Source organism: Paracoccus ravus, from assembly GCF_004522175.1.
GTDB lineage: Bacteria > Pseudomonadota > Alphaproteobacteria > Rhodobacterales > Rhodobacteraceae > Paracoccus > Paracoccus ravus.
In genome coordinates, this window is the sequence record NZ_SDEB01000036.1 from 1 (window position 1) to 24,235 (window position 24,235).

At 63.5% G+C, this 24,235-nt stretch carries 20 protein-coding genes; 10 read left to right on the forward strand and 10 right to left on the reverse strand.

The window, feature by feature from the left end:
* The first annotated feature begins 217 nt into the window (after positions 1-217).
* Together ESZ60_RS18605 and ESZ60_RS18610 are read left to right on the forward strand one after the other, a co-directional pair.
* Positions 218-1,774, forward strand: a complete 1,557-nt coding sequence (locus ESZ60_RS18605) for a PAS-domain containing protein (protein WP_134682202.1) — start codon at positions 218-220, stop codon at positions 1,772-1,774.
* A gap of 58 nt (positions 1,775-1,832) precedes the next feature.
* The gene (locus ESZ60_RS18610) at positions 1,833-2,480 is read left to right on the forward strand and encodes a 5'-methylthioadenosine/S-adenosylhomocysteine nucleosidase (protein WP_134682203.1); all 648 of its coding nucleotides are present in this window, start codon (positions 1,833-1,835) and stop codon (positions 2,478-2,480) included.
* Positions 2,481-2,599: 119 nt separating this feature from the next.
* On the opposite strand, the gene ESZ60_RS18615 is transcribed toward ESZ60_RS18610, so the two are convergent.
* The 10 genes from ESZ60_RS18615 to ESZ60_RS18660 form a co-directional block, all read right to left on the reverse strand.
* Complete coding sequence (locus ESZ60_RS18615) at positions 2,600-3,622, reverse strand: aspartate-semialdehyde dehydrogenase (RefSeq protein ID WP_134682204.1); 1,023 nt, start codon at positions 3,620-3,622, stop codon at positions 2,600-2,602.
* A 76-nt stretch (positions 3,623-3,698) separates the two neighbouring features.
* Positions 3,699-4,316, reverse strand: coding sequence for a glycosyltransferase family 29 protein (locus tag ESZ60_RS18620; protein ID WP_134682205.1), 618 nt, complete (start codon positions 4,314-4,316; stop codon positions 3,699-3,701).
* On the reverse strand, positions 4,313-5,344 hold the full coding sequence (locus ESZ60_RS18625) for a glycosyltransferase family 4 protein (RefSeq protein WP_134682206.1): 1,032 nt from the start codon (positions 5,342-5,344) through the stop codon (positions 4,313-4,315). Before ESZ60_RS18625 ends, ESZ60_RS18620 begins: the two co-directional genes overlap by 4 nt.
* A complete protein-coding gene (locus ESZ60_RS18630) occupies positions 5,337-6,530 on the reverse strand; it encodes an MFS transporter (protein ID WP_134682207.1) in 1,194 nt (397 codons plus the stop codon). Before ESZ60_RS18630 ends, ESZ60_RS18625 begins: the two co-directional genes overlap by 8 nt.
* A 66-nt stretch (positions 6,531-6,596) precedes the next feature.
* Positions 6,597-7,850, reverse strand: a complete 1,254-nt coding sequence (locus ESZ60_RS18635; protein ID WP_134682208.1) for an MFS transporter — start codon at positions 7,848-7,850, stop codon at positions 6,597-6,599.
* Positions 7,851-7,923: 73 nt separating this feature from the next.
* Positions 7,924-9,126 (reverse strand): BaiN/RdsA family NAD(P)/FAD-dependent oxidoreductase, encoded by a 1,203-nt coding sequence (locus tag ESZ60_RS18640; RefSeq protein ID WP_134682209.1) that lies wholly within the window; start codon positions 9,124-9,126, stop codon positions 7,924-7,926.
* A complete protein-coding gene (gene holA / locus ESZ60_RS18645; protein ID WP_134682210.1) occupies positions 9,123-10,151 on the reverse strand; it encodes a DNA polymerase III subunit delta in 1,029 nt (342 codons plus the stop codon). The genes ESZ60_RS18640 and holA overlap by 4 nt, the downstream gene beginning before the upstream one ends.
* Positions 10,148-10,633, reverse strand: coding sequence for an LPS assembly lipoprotein LptE (lptE, locus tag ESZ60_RS18650; RefSeq protein WP_134682211.1), 486 nt, complete (start codon positions 10,631-10,633; stop codon positions 10,148-10,150). Before lptE ends, holA begins: the two co-directional genes overlap by 4 nt.
* Positions 10,620-13,157: a leucine--tRNA ligase gene (gene leuS / locus ESZ60_RS18655; protein ID WP_134682212.1), complete on the reverse strand. Its 2,538-nt coding sequence runs from the start codon at positions 13,155-13,157 to the stop codon at positions 10,620-10,622. Before leuS ends, lptE begins: the two co-directional genes overlap by 14 nt.
* Positions 13,158-13,237: 80 nt before the next feature.
* Complete coding sequence (locus tag ESZ60_RS18660) at positions 13,238-13,687, reverse strand: DUF3576 domain-containing protein (protein ID WP_134682213.1); 450 nt, start codon at positions 13,685-13,687, stop codon at positions 13,238-13,240.
* A 350-nt stretch (positions 13,688-14,037) separates the two neighbouring features.
* Between ESZ60_RS18660 and ESZ60_RS18665 the strand changes: the two genes are divergently transcribed.
* The 8 genes from ESZ60_RS18665 (at position 14,038) to ESZ60_RS18705 (ending at position 23,881) form a co-directional block, all read left to right on the forward strand.
* Positions 14,038-15,114, forward strand: a complete 1,077-nt coding sequence (locus ESZ60_RS18665) for a porin (RefSeq protein WP_134682214.1) — start codon at positions 14,038-14,040, stop codon at positions 15,112-15,114.
* 69 nt (positions 15,115-15,183) lie between these two features.
* Positions 15,184-15,852 carry a YggS family pyridoxal phosphate-dependent enzyme gene (locus ESZ60_RS18670; RefSeq protein ID WP_134682215.1) on the forward strand — a complete coding sequence of 223 codons (669 nt, stop codon included), beginning with the start codon at positions 15,184-15,186 and terminating at the stop codon, positions 15,850-15,852.
* 85 nt (positions 15,853-15,937) lie between these two features.
* Positions 15,938-16,819 (forward strand): calcium-binding protein, encoded by an 882-nt coding sequence (locus ESZ60_RS18675; RefSeq protein ID WP_134682216.1) that lies wholly within the window; start codon positions 15,938-15,940, stop codon positions 16,817-16,819.
* A 147-nt stretch (positions 16,820-16,966) separates the two neighbouring features.
* On the forward strand, positions 16,967-17,236 hold the full coding sequence (rpsO, locus tag ESZ60_RS18680; RefSeq protein WP_134682217.1) for a 30S ribosomal protein S15: 270 nt from the start codon (positions 16,967-16,969) through the stop codon (positions 17,234-17,236).
* A gap of 1,356 nt (positions 17,237-18,592) precedes the next feature.
* Positions 18,593-18,940 (forward strand): hypothetical protein, encoded by a 348-nt coding sequence (locus tag ESZ60_RS21180; RefSeq protein WP_209021361.1) that lies wholly within the window; start codon positions 18,593-18,595, stop codon positions 18,938-18,940.
* 220 nt (positions 18,941-19,160) lie between these two features.
* On the forward strand, positions 19,161-20,612 hold the full coding sequence (gene putP / locus ESZ60_RS18695) for a sodium/proline symporter PutP (RefSeq protein ID WP_134682219.1): 1,452 nt from the start codon (positions 19,161-19,163) through the stop codon (positions 20,610-20,612).
* Positions 20,613-20,857: 245 nt separating this feature from the next.
* Complete coding sequence (gene pnp, locus ESZ60_RS18700; RefSeq protein ID WP_134682220.1) at positions 20,858-23,002, forward strand: polyribonucleotide nucleotidyltransferase; 2,145 nt, start codon at positions 20,858-20,860, stop codon at positions 23,000-23,002.
* A gap of 81 nt (positions 23,003-23,083) precedes the next feature.
* On the forward strand, positions 23,084-23,881 hold the full coding sequence (locus ESZ60_RS18705) for a hypothetical protein (RefSeq protein ID WP_134682221.1): 798 nt from the start codon (positions 23,084-23,086) through the stop codon (positions 23,879-23,881).
* The last annotated feature ends 354 nt before the right edge of the window (positions 23,882-24,235 follow it).

Genomic DNA, 24,235 nt, shown 5'->3' on the forward strand with positions numbered 1-24,235 from the left:
CCCGGGGCAGCCGGTCCGGGCTGCGATGGCGGAGGTCTCCGCCCTGCCCGGCTGCCCGCCAATGCCGCGCACGGTGACATTTCTGAATGGCCAGAACTGGGACAGTTCTGAATGGTTGCTACACTCTGCCGAGGGCCCACGCCCCGAGCCGGTCACGTTAACCATTTATTGAGCATATGGCCTCTAGTCTGGACGGGTCATTGTCGGAAGGTTGCCGATGCTCGCGCAATTTCTCATCTCGCTGGTGGCCGCAGGTCTGGCCGTGGCCCTCGCCCTCGCGGCGGGTTGGCTCAGGCGGAACGCACCCCGTCCGCCGCTGGAGCGAGAGATCGAGCCGATCGTGTTTCTGTTCCGCGACCGTGTTCTGCTGGATGCGACCCGGCCCGCGCAAAGCCTGATCGCCGCCCTGCCCGGGCAAGGTGACTGGCAGCGGCTGACGGGTTGGCTCGCCACATGCCTGCCGGATGGCGCTGAGGCGCTCGCGGCCTTGGACGAGGCGCGTCGATTGGAATTGACGGGGGATTGCGGCCTGCGCATTCTGACCGAGCATCTCGACGACCGGCATCTGCGCGTGACCTTGCAGGATCGCAAGGCCGAGAATGCGGGGATCGTGGTCGATTCCCTGACGCTGGGCGTCATGGAGCGCGAGATCGACCTGCTGCGCAACGCGATGGATGCCTCGCCGATGCTGGCATGGCGACAGGATGGGCAAGGCAATGTGACATGGTCCAACGCGGCCTATCTGCAGCTCGCCGAAGAAAGCATCGAAGACAACACGATCTGGCCCTTGCCTCGGTTGCTCGACCTGCCCGATGCCACGACCCCGCCCGGACCACTTGGCAATTCTCGGCGCGTGCAGATGCCCGGTGACCGGTTGAACAGGTGGTTCGACTGCTATGCCCATGCGCATGGGGATGAAAGCATCGCGATTGCCCTGCCCGCCGATGCGGCCGTGCGGGCAGAACGCAGTCTGCGCGAATTCGTTCAGACGCTGACCAAGACCTTCGCCGATCTGCCGATCGGGCTGGCGATATTCGATCGCGACCGCAATCTGCAACTCTTCAATCCGGCGCTGATCGACCTCACGGGGCTCTCGACCGGGTTTCTCATCGCGCGTCCGACGCTTTACGCCTTTCTTGACCGGCTGCGCGAGGCGCGAATGGTTCCCGAACCCAGGGACTATCGCAGCTGGCGTCAGCAGATCAGTTCGCTCGAGGCCGCTGCCGCCTCGGGGCGCCATGTCGAGGTCTGGTCCCTGCCCGGGGGGCAGACCTATCGGGTGACGGGCCGGCCGCACCCGGACGGCGCCGTGGCTTTCCTGTTCGAGGACATCACCTCGGAAATCTCTCTGACGCGCAAATTCCGTGCCGAACTGTCATTGGGGGCAGAGGTTCTGAACGCGCTTGACGACGCGGTCGCGGTTTTCGCTCCGACCGGCGAGGCGCTGACATCGAACCGCCGTTACGCCGCGCTATGGGGCGATCCTGCCGCAAATATTGACGGCCATGCCGCGCGATTCCGTGAGGTCTGTGGCGATGGTCCGGGGCTCGCGGCGCTCTGCCAGGCTATGCATGAGCCGCGACCGGCAGGCGAATTGCGGGGGGCCGTGATGGGGCCGGAAGCTGGACTTTTGTCATGGGAGATCCGGATCCTTTCAGGAGGACGTTTCATGCTGTGTTTCCAGGCCCCGCTTGCCGTTTCCGCCCCTAACTCGCCGTCGCTTCGATCCGCGCAGATCGGTCCGCTGGACCTGCAACAGGACATTTCGGCCTGACGACTTGCGCGTGGCCCTGCGAACATGTTTTCTGGTTGCGAAACGTGCAGGAGCAGTGATGAGCGTCGAAACGTCGATCGGTCGGTTGGGGGAATGCCGCGTTCTCTTCGTGATGGCGGTCGATGCGGAATATGGACCGGAACTGCGCCGACGGATCACGCCCTTGATGACCGGTGTCGGTCCGGTCGAAGCCGCAGTCGTGCTGACGGCCGCGCTGGCCCGTCTTGGGGCTGATCTGCCGGATCTGGTCGTGTCGCTGGGTTCGGCAGGCTCTCGCCGGTTGGAAGAGGGGCGGGTCTATCAGGTCTCAGAGGTGGAATATCGCGACATGGATGCCACGGCGCTCGGCTTTGCCAAGGGCGTCACGCCGTTTTCCACCCTGCCCGCAAAGATCCCGATGCCGGTCCAGATGCCGGATTTTCCCGCCGCGAGCCTTGCGACCGGAGCGAGCATCGTCTCGGGCAGCGCATATGACGCCATTCAGGCCGAGATGGTCGATATGGAAACCTTTGCTGTCCTGCGCGCCTGCCAGGAATTCGGCCTGCCTCTGGTCGGTTTGCGCGGCATATCGGACGGTGCGCGCGAGGTCGCAAGGCTTCAGGACTGGACCGAGTATCTTGACGTCGTGGATCGCAACCTGGCGCAGGCGATCGACCGGCTTGGGGCATCTCTCGCCGCGGGAATTCCCACTCTGATGCAGAGCTAAGGCGCGGCGTCCGGCATCCGCCGGGCCTTGGCCAAACGAAAAATGCCGCCCCGCTTTGCGGAACGGCATCCATCAAATCAGCTTCGGAACGCGGATATGCTGTCCCTGCGCTTGCTGTCTCAGCCCTTTTTCAGGCAGCGATTACCAAGAAGCTCGGCGATCTGCACGGCGTTCAGCGCCGCGCCCTTGCGCAGATTGTCCGAGACGCACCACAGATTCAGGCCGTTCTCGATCGTGACATCCTGACGGATGCGCGAGACGAAAGTGGCGAAATCGCCGACGCATTCGACCGGAGTGGCGTAGCCGCCCGGCTCGCGCTTGTCGATGACCAGAACGCCGGGCGATTCGCGCAGAATGTCGCGGGCCTCGTCCTCGTCGAGGAAGTCCTCGAACTCGACATTGATCGATTCCGAGTGACCGACAAAGACCGGAACGCGGACGCAGGTCGCGGTGACCTTGATCGACGGATCCATGATCTTCTTGGTCTCGGCCGCCATTTTCCACTCTTCCTTGGTGTCGCCACTGTCAAGAAAGACGTCGATCTGCGGGATCACGTTGAAGGCGATCTGCTTTTGGAATTTCTTCGGCGCGACCTCTTGGCCCGGAACGTAAAGCCCCTTGGTCTGGTCCCAAAGCTCGTCGATGCCCTCTTTGCCAGCGCCCGAAACCGACTGATAGGTCGAGACGACGACGCGCTTGATGCGGGCGCGGTCATGCAGCGGCTTCAGCGCGACGACCATCTGCGCAGTCGAGCAGTTCGGGTTCGCGATGATCATTTTGTTGCGGTATTCCTCGACCGCATCCGGGTTCACTTCCGGCACGACCAGAGGAATTTGCGGGTCGTAGCGATAAAGCGACGAGTTATCGATGACGACGCAGCCCTGCGACGCCGCGATCGGCGCATAGGTCTTGGTCGCATCCGAGCCGATCGCGAACAGCGCGATGTCATAGCCGGTGAAGTCGAAACCCTCGATGTCCTTGGTCTTCAGTGTCTTGTCGCCATAGCTGACCTCAGTGCCAATGCTCCGGCGCGAAGCCAGAGCAACAACCTCATCGGCAGGGAACTCGCGCTCGGCGAGTATGTTCAGCATTTCACGGCCCACGTTCCCCGTGGCGCCGGCGACAACGACCTTGTAGCCCATCTGGGGGTCTCCTCATGTAAAGACGACGCGATATAGGTCACTTACGCGGAAAACGGAAGGTCTTTCAGTGGGCTAATCAGCGAATATGACGGATACGTTTGTCATTTTTCAGGAGATTTGCCACAAAATCTGCCTCTTTGACGAAGTCATGCGGCACTTTGCCCGCCGTGCGACTGCCCGAAAGGGAAAGCGAGGCAAAGAAATCAAAGCCATAAAGGTTCAAGCCTGCCATGGGCGAACGCGCGATCAGGTCGATCATCATTGCGCCGGTGGTCGGAGGCGCGCCGAATTGCGCTTTCAGCGCGGTGAAATCGCCCAAAGGATGCAGGTAAAAGCCGGGGCTGGTGGCCGAGGCCCAATCGAGGCGCTTGCGCTTATGGGACATCCAAAGAATGCGCTCCGGCTTGATGCGGGCGCGGTCGGCATCGGTCAGGCGCGTGGCCAGCGCCAGCCAGTCGGTGCGCGTGCCATGGCTTTCGGGGCTGGGCATCGGGGCGCGATTGATGCGGATCACCAGATCGGCAGCATCGATGTCGCTGCCGTGCCGCCCCTCGGCCAGCGCGCGGGCATTGCCGATCAGCGCGACACGCTTGCCCGCCAGATCCGCCATTAGCGCCAGTTGCGGAATCGAGAGCCGCTGCAAGGCCCCCTCATCGCGCAGGGTCCGGGCGATCATGAAGCCCAGCCGGTTCATGCCAGCAGCTTTCGATAGACCTCGACAATGGCGCGGGCCTCGCCCTCGATCGCGTGATTGGTGGCGACATGAAGCCGCGCCGCCTGCCTCGCCGCCTCGCGCATGGCATCGTCATCGAGCCAGCGTTCCAGCGCCTCGGTCAGGGCGTCTGCATCCTCGCGCGCAACAAGGCTGCCGGTCTCTCCCTCGCGGATCAGGGTCTCGAAGGCGCCGACGCGGGTGGCGACAACCGGCACGCCGCAGGCCATGGCTTCGAGCGGCGTCAGGCCGAAACCCTCCCAACGGGCCGGGGCTGCGAAAAGGTCGATGGCTTGGTAGTTCTGGACCACCTGCTCCCATGGCACTTCGCCGAGAAACTGGATGCGGTCGGACAGGCCCGCCGCCTCGATCCGGGCCTTCAGATCGTCGGTGAATTTCTGGTTATCTGCGGTGACGCGGCCGGTGAAGATCAGCCGCGCGCGGGGCCGGGTGGGGAAAAGGCGCAAAGCCGCCTCGACCAGCAGATCGACGCCTTTCTGAGCGCGGATGCGGCCAAAGCAACCGATCACGATGTCATCGGGCGCAAAGCCAAGTTCCGCGCGCAGTTCCTCGCGCCGGGGTGAAGGGTGGAAGACCGACAGATCGACGCCATGCAGGATGACCTTGGCCGGACGCTCCAGATAGCTTGCGGCCTGCGGCGAGGTTGCGATCAGCGCATCCTGTTGCCGGATCAGCCAGCGGGTGAAGCCGGTATGGGCGCGCTGCGCCGCCGAGGTGAAGAGCAGCCGATAGCGGCGGCGCAGGACATGGCGCAGGATCAGGCCCAGTGCCATTTCCGTATTGCGCCGTGCGTGCCAGACCCGCCAGCGATCACGCGGCAGGGTCGCAGCACGGCTTAGCGGGATATGCGGCAACTCGGGCGGCAAGCCCGGTCCGGTTGTGGTGATGCCGATCATCTTCGCTTGCACCGGGATCAGCCGCACGACAGTCGCGGTCACGCCGGAAAGGCGGCGCTTCAGATTCGGGGCGACGACGTCGATATCATGCATGGCGATCCTCTGGACTGAACAGATAGATAAGCAATCCGATCGCCAGAGGTATCAGGAAGAAGAGGAAAATGTAACTGTAAGCGCCCGCGACCTCGTGACGCTCGGAGGCGGCCAGATAGACCGGCCGCGACAGGAACTGCATCACGCCCACGCCCGCGATCGAGATCATGTTGAGAAAGGTGATGCCGCGCCCGACAAGATGCGGCGGCAGGAAGGCGCGCCCGTGCGACATGATCAGCGAATAGGAACTGTCCGAGATGCAGACCATGACCAGCAGCACCGCCGAAAGCCCGAGGCTTGCCCCCGGAGCAATGGCGAGTGTCGCCAGAACCGCGCAAAGCAGCGCGTTATTCACGACCGAGATCCGCTTGTCCGAGCCGAGGAACCGTTTGAAGTGGCCGACCGAAAGGTTTGCCGTGACCATCGCGAGGCCCATGCCCAGCGTGACCCAGCCGATCAGGTAGTCGCTCGCGCCAAAGACTTGCGACAGATAGGGTCCGGCCCAAAGCCCGCGAATACAGGCCGAGGCCGCATAGGTGACACTGAGCAGCGGCAGGATCAGGCGCAATTCGCGCACGGCAAATAGGTCGCGCAGCCGCGCTGGGGCCAGTTTGCCGCCGGGATGGGCCGGGTTTTTCACGCAGGCAAAGACAGTCAGCGCCACCGCCAGCGTGACGATGGTCAGGCCAACCAGCGTCTCGCGCCAGCCCATCTGGTTGACGACCCAGACCAAGGGCGCGGCCCCCAGCATATTGCCCAGCGAGCCAAGGCCCACGACCGCGCCGCCAGCCGCGCTCATCGAGGCGGGGGGCAGGGTCCGGGCGAAGATGAAGAAACTGCCCATCATCACTGGCGCGCAGCCCACGCCCAGGAGCGCCATCGCGATATGGATATGCCAAGGCGCGGAGGCCAGCGCGAAGACCAGCGCCCCGCCTGCCCCGCCAAGTCCCAGCAGAAAGGCCACGGTCTCGCGCGGGCCGAAGCGGTCCAGCGCCCAGCCGACGGGAAGCTGCATGGCGGCAAAGGCGATGTACCAGAGCCCCGATGACAGCGCGAGATCCTCGGGACCCGCGCCCAACTCGGCCTTCAGCGTCGGCGTCAGGACGGCCAGAAAGGCGCGGTAGAACTGGCTGAGCGTATAGCCCAGGACAAGGGACAGAAGTCCCGGCGACATGATCCAGCGCATTTCTCTCCCCCTCGCACTCGCGGCGGCAAGCTGCGTCAGGCGGGGGGAAAGCGCAAGGCGTGACGGTCAGGCCGTGGCGAGGCGCGCGGGGGCCTCGCGCACCGGCAGGTGGATGATCGCGCTGAAGGCGCCGACGCCGACGCCGACCCACCAGACCAGCGTGTAGTCGCCATAGGCGTCATACATCTTGCCGCCCAGCCAGACGCCGAGGAAGGACCCCAGCTGGTGGCTCAGGAAGACAAAGCCGTAAAGCGTGCCCATGTAGCGCAGCCCATAGATATGGGCGACCAGTCCCGAGGTCAGCGGCACGGTGGCAAGCCACAGCCCGCCCATTACCAGCGAGAAGATGATGACGCTGGTCGGCGTGATCGGCATCAGGATGAAGGCCGCCGCCGCGATGGTGCGTAGCGTATAAATCCCCGCGAGCAGGTATTTCTTGGTGTAGCGCTTGCCGAGCCAGCCGGCAAAGATCGCCCCCGCGATATTCGCGAGACCGATCAGCGAGATGGCCACCGCCCCCAGCGCCGAGGTGGTGGTGATGCCGAGGCTCGCCAGCGTGCCCATCGGATTGATCGGACCGCACATCTCGGTGATCATCGCCGGGAAATGCGCGGTGATGAAGGCAAGCTGATAGCCGCAGGAAAAGAACCCCGCGAAGATCATCAGATAGGATGGGTCGGTGAAGGCGCGTTTCAACACGCTGCCCAGGCTTTCCTCAAGCTCGTGCCTGCTGGCGGGCTTGCCGCCGCCCAGCATGGGCAGGAAGAGCAGGCAGGTCAGAACGATGATCCCGAAGATGATGAAGACCGTCTGCCACGGGTAGAAGGCCAGAAGCCCCTCGGCCAGCGGCGCGCCAAAGACCTGACCGGCCGAGCCCGCAGCAGTCGCGAGACCAAGGGCGAGGCTGCGGTTCTCGTCGCTGGCCGCGCGGCCGATGACGGCAAGGATCACGCCGAAGCCGGTCCCGGCGACGCCAAAACCGACGATGATCTCAAGGAGCTGCATCGCCTCGGGCGTGGTCGCAAAGGCCGTCAGGATCAGCCCCGCCGAATAGAGGAACGCGCCGATGATGATCGACCAGCGATCGCCCCAGCGCTCACCCAAGGCACCGAAGATCGGCTGGCCGATGCCCCAGGCGAGGTTCTGGATCGCGATGGCGAGGCTGAACTCGGCGCGGGGCCAGCCGAATTCCTGCGCGATGGGGATCTGGAACACCCCGAAACTGGCCCGAAGGGCGAAGTTGATCAGCAGGATCAGCGACCCGCCGATCAGGACGGGCGTGAAGAGCGATGCGCGGGATGCAGATGTCGCAGGTGTCATGGGGGCCCATCCTTGGTATGGTAGCGCAATTCCTGCGCCCCTCGGGGGCCGAGGTCAATGCCCTGTGCAGGCCTCAGGCGCGGCGCGTCAGATGCGCGGCGGCGGACAGCCCGGCCAGCCGCCCCGAGGCGAGGCAGGCGGTCAGGAGGTAGCCGCCCGTCGGGGCCTCCCAGTCCAGCATCTCGCCGGCGGCGAAGACGCCCGGCATCCGGCGCAATTCCAGCCCTGTGGTCAGGCTCGCCGCCGTGATCCCGCCGGCCGAGGAGATCGCGCGCTCCAGCCCCATGGCCCTGTCATGGCGCAAAGGCAGGGCTTTCGCCCGCGCCGCAAGCGCGCCGGGCCCGTTTGGCAGCGGCCTGCCCCATTCCATCAGAAGCGCGGAGCGCAGCGGATCGCCCAAGACGCGGCGCAGCCGGTTCCCGATCGACTGCTTCGCCCCGCCTTGCGTAAATCGCCTTGCGAGTTCGTCCTGCGTCAGGTCGGGGGCCAGATCGACCGTCGCCTCGGCCCCGTCGCGGATCGCGGCGCAGACCTCATAGACCCCGCCGCCCTCGATCCCTTTCGCCGTTACGACCCATTCTCCTCGGCTGGCAAGCGCCCCGGCCCTCAGCGCGACGCCCTTCACGGCCTGCCCGAAATGGCGCTCCATTGCCGGAGACCATTTCACGTGAAACCCCATATTTGCGGGTCGGAACGGCGCGATTTCAACGCCCTGAGCCGAAAGCCACGGCAGCCATGCCGCATTCGAGCCGAGCCTCGGCCAACTTGCCCCGCCCAAGCCAAGCACGACCGCATCCGCATGGACAAGCCGCGTACCGTCGCTTGTAGCGAAACGCCAAGCCGCACCTTCGAACCCGTCCCAGCGCCAGCGGGTGCGCATTTCGACGCCCAGCCCGGCGAGACGTGCAAGCCAGGCCCTGAGCAGCGGCGATCCCTTCATGCCGACCGGAAAGACCCGCCCCGTGCTTCCGGTAAAGAGGTCGACTCCGAGGCCCCGCGCCCATGCCATCACTTCGTCAGGACCGAATTCCGTCGTGCCCAGATGATCCGGGGACTGGGATACAGGCCCGGCGAGGCGGGCGACAAAATCGTCGGGCGGCTCTTCCTTGGTGAGGTTCAGCCCGGACTTCCCGGCCATCAGGAATTTCCGCGCGGGCGTCGGCATGGCCTCGGCGACGATGACCGTCGCCCCCTGCCCGGCCAGCATCTCGGCGGCCATCAGCCCGGCGGGTCCGGCGCCGATCACCAGCGCCTCGACCCGCTCGACCGCGCTCATCGGCTGCCCCGGGGCATCATGCAAAGCCGCAGCAACATTCGCTCCATCACCGCCATGGTCGGGGCCTTGGAGGCAGAGCGCAGCACCAGATCGGTGTCGATCAACTGATGGATCGCGTCCTCGAGCGCGCGCATCCCCCAGTCCTGCGCCTGCCGGATCATCCGGTCGCGGCGCGGGCCAAAGACCGGAGGGCGCAGCCGCCCGATCCCCGCGCCCGGTCCGCCGGGGTCCGAGGCCGCCGCATGGAGCGCCCGGAAATGCCGCAGGGCCGCGATGCAGATCGTGACGGGTGCGATGCCCTGCCCTTCGATCCGACGCATCAGCGCGCCGAATTCCTTGGCGCGTCGCTCGGCCACGCAATCGACAAGATCATCGACCTCGGCCTCGATCGTCGCAGGCGCGAGCAGCGCGATCTCGGCGGGGGTCAGGGGCGCATCATCGCCATGTTTGTAAAGGCCGAGCTTCTCGACGGTCTGGCGGAAATCGCCGGGATCGAGCGCACGGCTCAGCGCCAGCAGATCCCGCATCGCGTCGCGCGGCACCTCGCGCAGCCCGGCCTCGCTGAGCCAGCGCGAAATTTCCTCTTCCCCCGGAGGATCGTCATAGATCGGCGCGCAGACCGCCGCAGGATGTGGCTCAAAGAGCTTGCGCAGCGCCGAGCCTTTATTGAGCCCGCCCGCCGCGATGACGATCACCGCATCGCCGGATTTCCAGTCTGCAATGGCCGAAGCAATGGCGGGGGCCGCCGCATCGGGTGTGTCGTCGACCAGAACGACGCGTTGTCCGGGAAAAAACCCGACCGCCTTCACCGCATCGAGAAGCGCCGCCGGGTCCTTGCGCAGATCCGCGCCGGGGATACGGGTCAGGCGCATCTCTTCTTCGGCATGATCGCCGACCAGCGCCTTGACGGCCTCGGCGCGTTTCAGGGCCACGCGCATCGCGTCCTGCCCATAGATCAGCAGCGCCGGACGCGTCGGATCGGGCCGCGCGAGGTAGCGGGAAATCTCGGGACCCTTGAGGATCATTCGACCGTCGCGGGATCGATGGCCAGAAGCCGGGTCACGACCTGATCGGCCAAGAGCCGGGCAAGCCTTTTATGCGCGTCCTGCTCGGCCGCCATGGTCGAGATCGTCGTGCCAGTGGTCGAATACGAGGTAAAGCTGCTGACCTGCCCACGCCCGACCAGCTTGCCGCTGGCCATATCGGTCAGCATATATTCCGCGCTGCCGTTCAGGGCGTAACGCGTGGTGATCTCATCGGGTGTGATCGCCTGCGGCACGACCGCGATGCGCAATTGCCAACTTAGCTCGAAGCGCGCGGCATTATCCGGACCCAGCCGTTCGGCTATACGACCGGCAAAGGCGAAATCGTCCGGGGTACTCGGATCGGCGGTGCGGACCTTGCCGAAGAGCTTGCCGCCGGTTCCCCCCGGCCCGTAGACCGGAGAGAAGCCACAGGCGGCCAGCGCCAGCGTACCCAGCAGGAAGGCGCGCCTAGACCACGACATTGACGATGCGCCCCGGCACCACGATCAGCTTCTTGGGCGCGGCCCCATCCAGGAATTTCTGGACGGTTTCGTCGGCCAGAACGATGGCTTCGACTTCTTCCTTGGGCATGTCCTTCGGCACCTCGATCTCTGCCCGGCGCTTGCCGTTGATCTGGATCGGCAGCACTACGCTGTCCGAAACCAGCATCTCAGGGTCCGCCTTGGGCCAGGCGGCGTCGACCACCATGCCCTGCCCGCCAGCTTTCGACCAGACCTCTTCGGCGAGGTGCGGCACCATCGGCGCAAGCAGTTGCGCAAGGATACGCAGCGCCTCGCGACGAGCCTCGCCGCCAGCCTTGGATTTGCCGATGGCATTGGCCAGCTCATAAAGTTTCGCAACGGCCTTGTTGAAGGCAAAGCCCTCGATCGCCTTGGTCACATCGGCGATTGAGCGGTGGGCTGCGCGCAGCAGATCAACATCCCCCTCGCCCTCGGCGACCTCATCGGACAGACGCCAGACGCGGGACAGGAACTTGTTCGCGGCCTCGGCGCCTGCGGCGGTCCATTCCACGTCACGCTCGGGCGGGCTGTCCGAGAGCATGAACCAACGCGCCGTATCGGCGCCGAAATTCTCGACGATGTTGACCGGGTCGACGACGTTTTTCTTGGATTTCGACATCTTGGCCGAGGGGATGATCTCGACCGCAGTGCCGTCCGCGATTTTCCCATCGGTGACGGATTCGGGCAGGTGATAGACCGGGCGACCGCGATCATCGCGGGTCATGTAGATCTCGTGCGTGACCATGCCCTGGGTGAAGAGCGCGTCGAAAGGTTCCTTGGCGCTTTCGGGCAGGTGGCCGGTCTTGACCATCGCGCGGGCGAAGAAGCGCGAATAGAGCAGGTGCAGGATCGCGTGCTCGATGCCGCCGATATATTGATCGACATTCATCCAATAATCGGCATCGGCGCGGTTGGTCGGCGTCTCGGCGCGCGGCGCGGTGAAGCGGGCGTAATACCAAGACGAATCGACAAAGGTGTCCATCGTGTCGGTTTCGCGACGCGCCGCCTTGCCGCAGACCGGGCATTCGGTCTGGCGCCAAGTCGGGTGGCGGTCCAGCGGGTTGCCGGGCACGTCGAAACTCACGTCCTGCGGCAGCAGAACCGGCAGGTTTTCCTTTTTCTCGGGGACCGTGCCGCAGTCATCGCAATGCACGACCGGGATCGGGCAGCCCCAATAGCGCTGGCGCGAGATGCCCCAGTCGCGCAGGCGGAACTTGGTGACGCCCTCGCCATAGCCCGCAGCCTCGGCATGCTGGATCGCAGCATCGACGGCGGCTTCGCCGGTCTGGTCGGCCGCGCCTGAGAAGCCGCGCACATAGGTCACTGTTTCGGACTTCAGCGGCACGAAGGGCGCATCTGCGATCAGCGCGTCGGCCTCCTCCAGCGTCGCGCCTTTCGGCCCGAAGGTCGAGCGGATCGGCAGGTCGTATTTGGTTGCGAATTCGTGGTCGCGTTCGTCATGGGCGGGCGAGCCGAAGATCGCGCCGGTGCCGTAATCCATCAGCACGAAATTCGCGATCCAGATCGGCAATTCCCAAGCCGGATCAAGCGGGTGGCGCACGGTCAGGCCGGTGTCGAAGCCGAGTTTCGGCGCGGTCTCGATGGCCTCTTCAGTGGTGCCGATGCGGCGGCATTCTGCGCAGAATTCGGCGATCTCGGGGCGGGTCTCGGCCAGTGCCTTGATCAGCGGGTGATCCGGGGATAGGGCGGCAAAGCTCGCGCCCATCAGCGTGTCGGGGCGGGTGGTATAGACCTCGATCTTGTCGAAGCCTTCCGGCGCGTCGACGATATCGAAGCGGAATTGCAGACCGCGCGACTTGCCGATCCAGTTCTGCTGCATCAGCCGGACCTTTTCCGGCCAGCCGTTCAGGTTGTCCAAGGCGGACAGCAACTCATCGGAATAATCCGAGATGCGGAAGAACCATTGCGTCAACTCGCGACGCTCGACCAGCGCGCCCGAGCGCCAGCCGCGTCCGTCTTCGACCTGCTCATTCGCCAGAACCGTCATGTCGACCGGGTCCCAGTTCACCATCGCCGATTTGCGATAGATCAGGCCCGCTTCGAGGAAGTCGAGGAACATCGACTGCTGCTGATGGACATATTCATCGTCGCAGGTGGCGAATTCGCGGCTCCAGTCGATGGACAGGCCCAGCGGCTTCAGCTGCTCACGCATGGTGGCGATATTGGCATAGGTCCAGTCGCGGGGATGACCGCCCTGCTCCATCGCGGCGTTCTCGGCGGGCATGCCGAAAGCGTCCCAGCCCATCGGATGCAGCACGCTGAAGCCTTGTGCGCGTTTGAAGCGCGCAACCACATCGCCCATCGTGTAGTTGCGGACGTGCCCCATATGGATGCGCCCCGAAGGATAGGGGAACATCTCAAGGACGTAGTATTTCGGCCTCTCGTCACGGATGGCGCGGAACGTATCCGCGTCATTCCACGCCTCTTGCCAGCGCGGCTCGCTGCTTGCGGGATCATAGGGCATGGAAACCTCCGGGCGTCAGATTGCCCGCAGGGTATTACAGATTGCCGGGACGCAGGTCCAGCGGGGTCAGAGTCAGCCCGTCAGAGATTGCCGTCGCGCACTCGCATCTGGCGGGCACGGGTCAGGATCGCATCCTCGACCGCGCGGACGGTGTCCGGGGCGACCGCGCTGCCGCCAGCACCTTGCAATGAGAGTTTCAAGGCCCGCGCGTCAAGCGAGGGATCGCTGATCTTGACCGTGGCGCGATAGCTGCGCCCGCCGCCGGGGGGCGTGCCGTAGCCGGTGACGATGACGCCGGTAAAGGGGTCGATGGTCTGGATCGGCAGGAAGTTCAGCACTTCCAGGCTGGCATTCCACAGGTACTTGTTCACGGCGACCGTATCGTTCGCGTTTCGCCGGTTGCCGAACAGATCCCAGATGGTGGATTCTTCGCGCGGGGCCGCCGGGGTCGAGTTGCCCGAACCGGAACATCCGGCAAGCCCGGCCATGATGAGCAGGGCGGCGGTCAGCCGTGCGGCGCGTGTGATCATCTGAGGTCCCCCGATCGTGCTGCGCCAAGCCATAGCGCATAATAAGGCCAAGCGGCAAGACAGCCGGAGCGAGGCGACGCAAGCGCGCGGGCGGCCCCGGCTCAGGCCGCAAGGACGGCCAAACCCCTCGAAATGACTGCCGCAGAAGGCGACTGAACGCCTCGGAGTTGCGCCAAAACGCCTTGTTTCGCTGGGGATTGCCGAGACTGTGGCCCATAAGCATCACAAGGATTGCGAAACAGGAAGTGCTGGGCTGAATCCGTTGCAATGCTCTGACGAAAGCGCGAGACAAACGCCATACCCAAGTCGAGGAACCGGCTGGGGCACATGAGAGAGACAAGAGGGAAACCATGAAAAAGGTTCTTATCGCCACCACCGCGCTGGTGATGACCGCTGGCATCGCCAGCGCCGAAGCTGCCCTGTCCGGCTCCGGCCGCATGGGTATGATCTATGACGGCAACGACGCTCAATTCTCGAGCCGTATCCGTGCCGTCTTCACCATGACCGGTGAAAGCGATGCGGGCCTGTCCTTCGGCGGCTCGATCCGTGCTGACAACTCGGCCAATGGCAACCGCGGCACCGCCGGTTCGGTCTATGTTTCGGGCGCCTATGGCAAGCTCGAAATGGGCGACGTCGTTTCGGCTTCGGAAGCTGCTGTCGGCGACCTGCCGGCCGTTGGCTACACCGAAGGCGGCTTCGCTGGCGACCTGGAAGAAATCTCGTACCTGACGGGCGACGGTGCGAACCTCGACCAAGGCGCGAACATCCTGTACCAGTACACCATCAACAACATCTCGCTCTTCGCTTCGGCTTCGGACGGCAGCGATCGCAACTGGTTCACCGCTGCGGGCGACAACGACAATTACGTTTGCGAAATTGATGACAACGACACCCCGTGGACTGACGACGACGTCACTGTTCCGGGCAGCTGCACCGTTGCGGAAGACGACGATCTGGCTTGGTCGCTCGCCGCGCAATATGAAGCTGAAAACTTCACCGCCGGTCTGGGCTATGCCAAGCAAGGCGATGCCGAAGAGTGGACCCTGGGCGGTAAAGCCACGTTCAACAACTTCGCCGTCTCCGGCATCTATGCCGATTACTCGGATCGCAACTCCATCGGCTTCGGCGGCGACGACGTCACCGGCCAACTGGTCGACGATCTGACCCTGAGCTCGGACAACTTCGAACTCGACAAGACCTATGGTCTGGGCGTCGAGTACCAGATGGACGCTCTGCGTCTGGCCGGTTTCTGGCGTCGTGACGAGATCGAGGCCGTTGCTGCTGGCTACGACGATCAAGACTTCGACTCGTTCGGCATCGGCGCCGACTACGACCTGGGCGGCGGCGCTGTCCTGGCCGGCGGCATCGTCGACAGCGACTGGCTGAACGACACCGTTGCCGACTTCGGTGTGCGCTTCAAGTTCTGATCCTTCGGGACAGCGATTTGACGAAGAGCGGGCCTTGTGCCCGCTCTTTTCTTTTGGGAATCTGGGCCTATGGGACTAGAGCAGATCAAGAGCCGCATCGCCGCGGCTGAAGCCGCCGCCGGCCGCGCCAAGGGCGAGGCTCGGCTGATTGCCGTCAGCAAGGTGCAACCCGCCGAGCGGGTCGAGGCTGTCCTGCAATCTGGCCACCGCGTCTTTGGCGAAAATTACGTCCAGGAAGCGGCCGGGAAATGGCCCGATTGGCGTGCAGGCTATCCGGGCGTGGAACTGCATATGATTGGCCCGCTTCAGACCAACAAGCTGAAACTGGCGCTTGAGCTTTTCGATGCCATCCATACCTTGGACCGCCCTTCGCTGGCCGGGAAGCTCGCGCGTCAGGTCCAGTCCAGTGGTAAGTGTCCTCAGCTATTCGTGCAGGTCAATACCGGCGCCGAGCCGCAAAAGGCGGGCATCCTGCCGGAGGCGGCCGATGCGTTCGTCGCCGAATGCAGGGCGATGGATCTGGCTCTGACGGGGCTGATGTGCATTCCCCCTGACGGTCACGATCCGGTGCCGCATTTCCGCGCCTTGCGCGAGATCGCCGCGCGGAATGGGCTTGCGGGGCTTTCGATGGGGATGAGCGCCGATTTCGAGGCAGCCATAGCCCAAGGTGCGACCCATATTCGTGTGGGCAGCGCAATTTTTGGCGACCGCCTTTCGCGCGATACGGCAGGCCGTTAACCATCCGTTCATAAATGACATGCGCGCTGGCCTGTCCGGGCTTAGCCTTTTCTTCAGATATTCATGATTTCATCGGGTAGAATCGATGTTCATTCTGGGCAGCGTGATCGGCCTTCTGGTTGCGGGCATCGCTCTAGAGACCGGGGATGGCTCGGACCGTCCCCAGCCGGATGCACGCGACGAAGAGGATGAGGAAGAAGAGCCAGAATTCCAGCACATGAAACTGGTCGGCGGCCCCGATCCGGATTGGCTGGCCGGAGACGCGGGCGATGATTTTTTGTCGGGCAAGGGCGGCAATGACGATCTGCACGGCGGTCTTGGCGACGACACCTTGCTGGGGGGCGAGGGAAGCGACTGGATCTATGGCGACGGCGGTTTCGGACCCGAGGGCGACGATGTGCTGCGGGGAGGGGCAGGGGCCGACTCGCTGGCCGGGCAGGGGGGACATGACAGGATCTTTGGCGGCGCGGGCCGTGACACGCTTTTCGGGGGCGAGGGGGACGACCTGCTGAGCGGCGGCAGCGCGACCGACTGGGTGAACGGAAACTCGGGGAATGACACGCTGATCTCGGGCGGAGGTCAGGACGATCTCGACGGCGGCGAGGGCAATGATCTGCTGATCGGCAATGCCACGCTCGAGCGCGCCTGGCTGCATGGCGGCGAGGGCGACGATACCTTGATGCCCGGCGCAGCGGATTTTGCCGAAGGCGGGGCAGGGCGGGACCTGTTTTTGCTGGACGAACCTGGGACCGGGGTGCCCCTCATCGCGGATTTCAACCCGGATGAGGATGATCTGGAATTGCGATGGATTGGCAGCGCGACGCAGATTGCGCCAACTCTCGGCATCGATCTTGACGCCGATGGCGCTGCTCTGATCCGTCTGGACGGCCTCGCCGTCGCGCGAATACTCGATGGCACGGGGCTGCGGATGACGGATCTGATCCTGACCCGCATGGATCCTGCCTGAAAGGGCGCAAGAATCGCTTTCCTTTTCCGCCCATTTGGCCTATAGCCGCGCATCCGCCAGACATCTGCTGGCGGCTTTCTCCATGGGCCTGCGCTGGACGACATCCCGGGCAGAGCCATAACCTTTTGATCCTGAAAGGAGACCCCGATGTCGATCACCGTCGAAGAAAAGAACCGCGTGATGACCGAATTCGCCACCAAGAAAGGCGATACCGGCTCGCCGGAAGTTCAGGTTGCGATCCTGTCCTCGCGCATCGCGACCCTGACCGAGCACTTCAAGACCCACAAAAAAGACAATCACTCGCGTCGGGGTCTGCTGAAACTGGTCGCGCAGCGCCGTAAGCTGCTGGACTACCTGAAGCGCAAGGAAGAAGCCCGTTACACCGCGCTGATCGCCAAGCTCGGCCTGCGCCGCTGATCTGCTGATCGGTTCCGCGACAGAACGCCCGCAGCAAAAGCTGCGGGCGTTTTTCGTTTCGTCACCTCATCGACGCATGATAAGTGTGCTGAAGGGCGGAAATATCCCCTGCGCATGAGCCGGGAAAGATATCCACCGCGCCGCAGCCTGAACTAGGGGAAACCGCGATCGGGACTTGGCGGCTCCGGGCGACCGGCCAATCTTCCAGGTCACGGCCAAGTTCCACCTTCTCGGCGATGCTGCAGAACTGCCCATGAGTGCCAAGATCACGCCAGGGCAACGCTCCGATCTTGGTTTCGACATAGTGAGGGCGGATGACCCGCCCAGGCCAAGCGCCCTGCTGGCCGACTGCGGCTACGATGCTGACAGCATGCGCGAAGCCGCGGGAAAAGGCGCTCTTCTCCTCATCCTGCTCACGCGTCCGTCGCACAAGCGACCTGCGACGCCAAAAAGTCAGACAGATCCCTCGGCTTTGTCGAGGCATCGATGCGGAAATCCAAGCATGACCGGATGTCCCCTCTTGTTCCCCTTCGGATCGGGCCATGCGCTCGATCTCGACCGACCCAAGGAAATTGAGGCTGTTCATGACTTTGCGGCCTACCGCACTGGTTCCAGAGAGACTGCGTAGAAGTCGGAGATGGTTTGTCGGTCGGGGCCTCAGTGAGGCAAGGCTTTTGGCGAAGGCGTTGACGCATCTCATATTCGGCTCGATCCGACCTTCGATCTTGATTGCCTGACCATCGTTTCAATGTCGCGCGCTTGATGTCATTGCGCGCTTTGGCGGGGAAATCCTGCGGCCCGAGGTGACCTCCACCGCCCGGATGTCACCGTTGGCGTCGTCCATGCCAAAGTGACCTCGCAATACCGTTGTCCACGGGGTGGACGTGGTTAGGGGCGCGCGGTTCCGCGCACGCAGGCCGCGGGTGTCGATTGCCACAAAGATCGGCGATCGAACATGCTGAAGGTGCTGGAACGAAAGAGCCGGGAGTTGGGACAAGCCCAAAAGATCCTCCGCAATCTCAGCGCGTTGGCACGCCACTTGAACCGATCGCGTGACGTGATCGACCTTGCGATGGAGGACCTCGACCGCCTGTCGCGGAGAACGTAAGGATGCGCGTGGTCGCGGCGTTGTCGTGACGAATTTCGCGCTTCCTTTCGTTCCGGCAGATGAAGCGCGCCATCAAAGCCCTGGATGACGAAGCGAAGCTCTTGGTGCGCGATCGCCTCGGGGCCGCCTTATCCCGCTTATCAACCTTCCTTCATGCTGCTAGCATAAAGGCAGTGATCGGACCCCGCCGATCCATTCAGGCGCAGGTTATCCGGCTCATTCCCGATTTTGGAAAGGATCTCCGTCTCATGCGGCAGCTTACCGGAATTGCAATCGCCCTGACCCTATCCGCCGGAGCGGCCTTGGCCCATCCTCCGCCCGAACTGGCGGATTTCGTGGGCGCTCGTGCCGGGCAGGCCGAGGGAGGGTTGGGCAATCGCGGATATGTCAATGTCAACACCAGCTATTGGTGGAGCGCGACCGAAGGGGTCTGCGTGCATATGCCGGTCTCGCAGGGGCGTTTCAAATCGGTCGATATCGTGAAACCGGCGGATTGCGGGATGCGAATGAAGTCGCGGCCCGAGGCGGGCGCAGGCTGCCCGTCCAATGCCAGCGAAGCCGAGCGGCGCAGCCTGCCAGGTTGCCAATCGCAGTAAAAAGCCGATTCCTTTGTGCGATTTCCCCGGATTGCCGCCTTGGTTGTGAAATCTGATTCGTCCAAATTCTCTAAATCCACCAGATTTTCGGATTTTTTTCGGGGCAGAATTAGGCGATCGGACCATTTCCAATTCGGACGCGCCGCTGACGCAGGATTTTGCTTTTCCAGATCCTGAATCCGTGGAAAAGGCGCGCCCTTGTCTAGAAGGGGAAGAGCGAATGCAAATGGGGGTATGGATCAGCCTGTCGGCTTATTTCCTGCTGATGATCGCTATCGGCGTCTATGCATGGCGCAAATCGACATCGAATTCCGAAGAATACATCCTGGGTGGCCGCGACCTGTCGCCCTCGGTCACCGCCCTTTCGGCCGGGGCCTCGGACATGAGCGGTTGGCTGCTGCTGGGTCTGCCGGGCGCGCTGTTCATGGCGGGCCTGTCGCAGGCATGGATCGGCGTCGGCCTGGTGCTGGGGGCGTGGGTCAACTGGCTGGTGGTCGCGCCGCGGCTGCGCGAGCAGACCGAGCGTTATGACAACAGCCTGACCATTCCCGGCTTCCTCGGGAATCGTTTCCCGAGCGCGGCAACCGCGCTGCGGATGGTCTCGGCCGTGGTGATCGTGGTCTTTTTCGCGGTCTATACCGCGTCGGGGCTGGTCGGCGGCGGCAAGCTTTTCGCAAGCGCGTTTGGCGGCGAGTATTTCACCGGCATCGCGCTGACGCTGGGCATCGTGCTGGTCTATACCGTGATCGGCGGTTTCCTCGCGGTCAGCCTGACCGACTTTGTTCAGGGCTGCATCATGATGCTGGCGCTGGTCATCATGCCTATCGTCATCCTGACGAGCGATGGCGGCGATGGCGTGGGCGCTGCTGCCCTGCGCGTGACCATGGCCGATCCCGAATTCCTGTCGCTGACCAAGGGCATGACCCTCCTGGGCTGGATCTCGGCCATGGCCTGGGGCCTGGGCTATTTCGGCCAGCCGCATATCATCGTGCGATTCATGGCGATCCGCAGCGTCGCGGACGTCCCGACTGCGCGCCGGATCGGGATGTCCTGGATGGTGGTCTCGCTGATCGGTGCGATTGCCGTGGGGATCTTTGGCCGCGCCTATGCGCTGCGCACCGGGCTGGAGGTGAAGGACGCCGAGACGATCTTCATCCTGCTGTCGGATCTGCTGTTCCATCCGCTGGTGACCGGCTTCCTCTATGCCGCGCTGCTGGCCGCGATCATGTCCACGGTCTCGAGCCAGCTTCTGGTCGCCTCGTCCTCGCTGACCGAGGATATCTACCACAGCGTGCTGAAGCGCAGCGCCTCCGAGCGTGAGCTGGTCACTGTCAGCCGCCTTGCGGTTCTGGCCGTCGGCCTCGTCGCGCTGATCATCGCCAGCAACCCGGATTCGCAGGTGCTGGGTCTTGTGGCCAATGCCTGGGCCGGTTTCGGCGCGGCCTTCGGACCGCTGATCATCCTGTCGCTGACCTGGAAGCGGATGACCGGCGCGGGTGCGATCGCGGGCCTGATCGCGGGCACGGTGACGGTGATCCTGTGGATCGCCTTGGGTCTGGGCGGCGTGGTCTATGAGATCGTGCCCGGCTTTATCGCCGCGCTCGTCGCGATCGTTGCTGTCAGCCTGGCCACCGCGGATCGGGGCGAGTTCCGCCAGAGGCAGATGGCCTGAGCCAGACGCATCAACGCGATGGTCTGATCGGCATGGCCCGCCCCCGGCAACGGGGGCGGGCTTTTTCTGGCCACGGCCCGCATGGCCAAGATACTTTCCAAAACCCATGTTTTGCTGTATGTCCCGTCCATCTGTGACGTGACGCCCCAGCCCCGGGGGCCATGCAAAGGATCGGGGCGGGCGGCAATGGGGTCGCCATATGCACGGGATGGACCGGAGGGCCGGCCGTTCCCAGAGGAAACCAGATGTTTGATGTTGTGAAAAAATCGATCCAGTGGGGCGAAGAGACGCTTTCGCTGGAAACGGGCAAGGTTGCCCGCCAGGCCGACGGCTCGGTCATCGCCACGCTTGGCGAAACCAGCGTCATGGCCAACGTGACCTTTGCCAAGGAACCGAAACCGGGTCAGGACTTCTTCCCGCTGACGGTTCACTACCAAGAGAAATACTATGCCGCCGGTAAAGTGCCGGGCGGCTTCTTCAAGCGTGAAGCGCGGCCGACCGAAAAAGAGACGCTGACCGCCCGCTTGATCGACCGTCCCTGCCGCCCGCTCTTCGCCCCCGGCTTCAAGAACGAAGTCCTGGTGATGTGCACCGTGCTGTCGCATGATCTGGTCAACGATCCCGATATCGTCGCCATGATCGCTGCCTCGGCTGCGCTGACCATCTCGGGCGTGCCCTTCATGGGTCCGATCGGTGCTGCGCGCGTCGGCTTCGCCAATGGCGAATATGTCCTGAACCCCGAAGTTTCGGATATGGACAACTTGCGCGCCAATCCCGAGCAGCGCCTCGACCTGGTCGTTGCCGGCACCAAAGACGCCGTGATGATGGTTGAATCGGAAGCCTATGAGCTGACCGAGGAAGAAATGCTCGGCGCCGTGAAATTCGGCCACGAGGCGATGCAGCCGGTCATCGACCTGATCATCGATCTGGCCGAAGCCGCCGCGAAAGAGCCCTTCGACTTCCAGTCGCCGGACTATTCCGAGCTTTATGGCCGCGTGAAATCGCTGGGCGAAGCCGATATGCGCGCCGCTTATGCGCTCCGCGACAAGGGCGAGCGCCGCGACGCGATCGAGGTGGCCAAGGCGAAGGTTCTCGAAGGCCTGTCCGAAGAGGATCTGGCTGACGCGAATCTGGGTTCGGCGCTGAAGAAGCTGGAATCGGGCATCCTGCGCGGTGACATCATCAATGGTGGCGCCCGCATCGACGGCCGCGACACCAAGACCGTGCGCGCCATCGACAGCGAAGTCGGCATCCTGCCGCGCACCCATGGTTCGGCGCTCTTCACCCGTGGCGAAACGCAGGCTCTGGCCGTGACCACGCTGGGCACGGGCGATGACGAGCAGATCATCGACGCGCTGCACGGCAACTTCCGTTCGAACTTCCTGCTGCATTACAACTTCCCGCCCTATTCGGTTGGTGAAGTTGGCCGCGTCGGTTCGCCCGGTCGCCGCGAGATCGGTCACGGCAAACTGGCCTGGCGCGCCCTTCAGGCCGTTCTGCCCGCCCCGACTGACTTCCCCTACACCATCCGCGTCGTCTCCGAGATCACCGAGTCGAACGGCTCGTCCTCGATGGCTTCGGTCTGCGGTGGCTCGCTGTCGATGATGGATGCGGGCGTTCCGCTGAAGGCTCCGGTCGCTGGCGTCGCCATGGGCCTGATCCTGGAAGATGACGGCAAATACGCCGTGCTGACCGACATTCTTGGCGACGAGGATCACCTCGGCGACATGGACTTCAAGGTTGCCGGCACCGCCGAGGGCATCACCTCGCTGCAGATGGACATCAAGGTTGCGGGCATCACGCCGGCGATCATGGAGCAGGCCCTGGCGCAAGCCAAGGACGGCCGGATGCACATTCTGGGCGAGATGGCCCATGCTCTGACCGAAGGCCGTCGCGAGTTCTCGGCTCATGCCCCGCGCATCGAGACCATGACCATCCCGACCGACAAGATCCGTGAAGTGATCGGCTCGGGCGGCAAGGTCATCCGCGAGATCGTCGAGACCTCGGGCGCGAAAGTCGACATCAACGACGACGGCGTCATCAAGATCGCCTCGGCCAATGCCGAGTCCATCAAGAAGGCCTACGACATGATCTATTCGATCGTGGCCGAGCCGGAAGAGGGCAAGGTCTATACCGGCAAGGTCGTGAAGCTCGTCGATTTCGGCGCCTTCGTGAACTTCTTCGGCAAGCGCGACGGCCTGGTCCACGTCTCCCAGATCGCCAACAAGCGCCTGACCCATCCGAACGAGATCCTGAAAGAGGGTCAGGAGGTCAAGGTCAAGCTCTTGGGCTTCGACGATCGCGGCAAGGTTCGCCTGGGCATGAAGATGGTCGACCAGGAGACCGGCGAAGAGATCGCCCCTGAAAAGAAAGAAGAAACCGCCGAGTGATCGGTCAGGTGTCTTGAAAGTCCGGACCGGCCCGAAGACATTCGGGCCGGTCTTTTCATTTTGAACCGGCGCGAGGGCAGGATGCGGAATTCATTGGCGACGCTTTGGGTGGGAGATTGGCTTGGCCCGATCGAATTGGCCTCGGCGGCCTCCTTCCTGCGCATGGGTAATCCGCTGACCGTCTATAGCTACACGCCCATCGCGAACCTGCCGCCGGGCGTCATGGCGCGTGATGCCTCCGAGGTATTGCCCGCGCGGCAGATCGCGGTCTATGCCCGCGAGGGAAGCCCCTCGCTGCATTCGAATTTCTTCCGCTTCGCCTTGATGCGGAACACCGACCACACCTGGGTCGATCTCGACATGATCGCGCTGCAACCCTTCGAGTTCGAGGGAGAGCGGATCTATGGATATGAGAAGGAGGACCAGGTGAATTGTGCAGTACTGCGCCTGCCCAAGGATTCTCCGGTGCTGGCCGATCTCTCGAAGCTGAATGCCGAGACCCGTGGCGTCGCCCCCCATATCCAGGGCCTGCGTCGTGCCAAATATTGGGCAAAGACGCTGGGTCGGGGCGTGCCAATCGATCAATGGCCATGGGGTTCGACCGGGCCGCGGGCACTGACCGCCTATCTGCGCAAGCATGACGAGCTGCGCTACGCGCTGCCGCTGGAAGTGCTCTATCCGATCCTCACCAAGGACTGTCGGCGCTTCATCACGCCCGGCGATCTGACCGATGCGAGCTTCGGCCCGCAGACCCGCGCCGTTCATCTGACCGCCAGCAACATCAACAAGCTTCTGGCGAAGGAAGGCCTGACCGAGATTCCCGAGGATTCCTTCCTCGGCCAACATGTGGCCAGGGCGCGGGGAGCGGGTTTCCTGTGAGCCGCTTGTCGGCGTGAGCCTTCCTGCGCAAAATTATATCTTGTTTTCAACTATTTGAATGTTTGTTTCATATTTATGCATTTTTCGTCTTGCGGTCCGTGGAGCTGCGGCCTAAATACCGCCTCACCGAAACGGCGAGACGCTGAGACGGGACGGAACGAGGCGCTGGGAACGGCGGTTGGTTCCGGGGAAAATCGGGAAGTTGATGGCTTGACGGCGCCACGAAGGAAGTGGCGCGGTTCAGGTTGTTTTGTTTCCCCTGCTTTTTGACATTGCGAGATATCTGAAGAGATATGCGGGCGGTCTGATCGTTATACGATTGAGAAGTTTGCATATCGGCTCTCTAGGGAAACC

Bases quoted from the DNA above. Each gene is read 5' to 3' on its own strand.
- leuS (WP_134682212.1), bottom strand. From the start codon at position 13,157: ATGCCCTATGATCCCGCAAGCAGCGAGCCGCGCTGGCAAGAGGCGTGG.
- ESZ60_RS18640 (WP_134682209.1), bottom strand. From the start codon at position 9,126: ATGAGCGCGGTCGAGCGGGTCGAGGCGCTGGTGATCGGCGCCGGACCC.
- pnp (WP_134682220.1), top strand. From the start codon at position 20,858: ATGTTTGATGTTGTGAAAAAATCGATCCAGTGGGGCGAAGAGACGCTT.
- putP (WP_134682219.1), top strand. From the start codon at position 19,161: ATGCAAATGGGGGTATGGATCAGCCTGTCGGCTTATTTCCTGCTGATG.
- lptE (WP_134682211.1), bottom strand. From the start codon at position 10,633: ATGTCGTGGTCTAGGCGCGCCTTCCTGCTGGGTACGCTGGCGCTGGCC.
- ESZ60_RS21180 (WP_209021361.1), top strand. From the start codon at position 18,593: ATGCGGCAGCTTACCGGAATTGCAATCGCCCTGACCCTATCCGCCGGA.
- ESZ60_RS18625 (WP_134682206.1), bottom strand. From the start codon at position 5,344: ATGCATGATATCGACGTCGTCGCCCCGAATCTGAAGCGCCGCCTTTCC.
- ESZ60_RS18610 (WP_134682203.1), top strand. From the start codon at position 1,833: ATGAGCGTCGAAACGTCGATCGGTCGGTTGGGGGAATGCCGCGTTCTC.
- ESZ60_RS18665 (WP_134682214.1), top strand. From the start codon at position 14,038: ATGAAAAAGGTTCTTATCGCCACCACCGCGCTGGTGATGACCGCTGGC.
- ESZ60_RS18705 (WP_134682221.1), top strand. From the start codon at position 23,084: ATGCGGAATTCATTGGCGACGCTTTGGGTGGGAGATTGGCTTGGCCCG.
- ESZ60_RS18660 (WP_134682213.1), bottom strand. From the start codon at position 13,687: ATGATCACACGCGCCGCACGGCTGACCGCCGCCCTGCTCATCATGGCC.
- rpsO (WP_134682217.1), top strand. From the start codon at position 16,967: ATGTCGATCACCGTCGAAGAAAAGAACCGCGTGATGACCGAATTCGCC.
- ESZ60_RS18605 (WP_134682202.1), top strand. From the start codon at position 218: ATGCTCGCGCAATTTCTCATCTCGCTGGTGGCCGCAGGTCTGGCCGTG.
- ESZ60_RS18620 (WP_134682205.1), bottom strand. From the start codon at position 4,316: ATGAACCGGCTGGGCTTCATGATCGCCCGGACCCTGCGCGATGAGGGG.
- ESZ60_RS18635 (WP_134682208.1), bottom strand. From the start codon at position 7,850: ATGACACCTGCGACATCTGCATCCCGCGCATCGCTCTTCACGCCCGTC.
- holA (WP_134682210.1), bottom strand. From the start codon at position 10,151: ATGATCCTCAAGGGTCCCGAGATTTCCCGCTACCTCGCGCGGCCCGAT.
- ESZ60_RS18670 (WP_134682215.1), top strand. From the start codon at position 15,184: ATGGGACTAGAGCAGATCAAGAGCCGCATCGCCGCGGCTGAAGCCGCC.
- ESZ60_RS18630 (WP_134682207.1), bottom strand. From the start codon at position 6,530: ATGCGCTGGATCATGTCGCCGGGACTTCTGTCCCTTGTCCTGGGCTAT.
- ESZ60_RS18675 (WP_134682216.1), top strand. From the start codon at position 15,938: ATGTTCATTCTGGGCAGCGTGATCGGCCTTCTGGTTGCGGGCATCGCT.
- ESZ60_RS18615 (WP_134682204.1), bottom strand. From the start codon at position 3,622: ATGGGCTACAAGGTCGTTGTCGCCGGCGCCACGGGGAACGTGGGCCGT.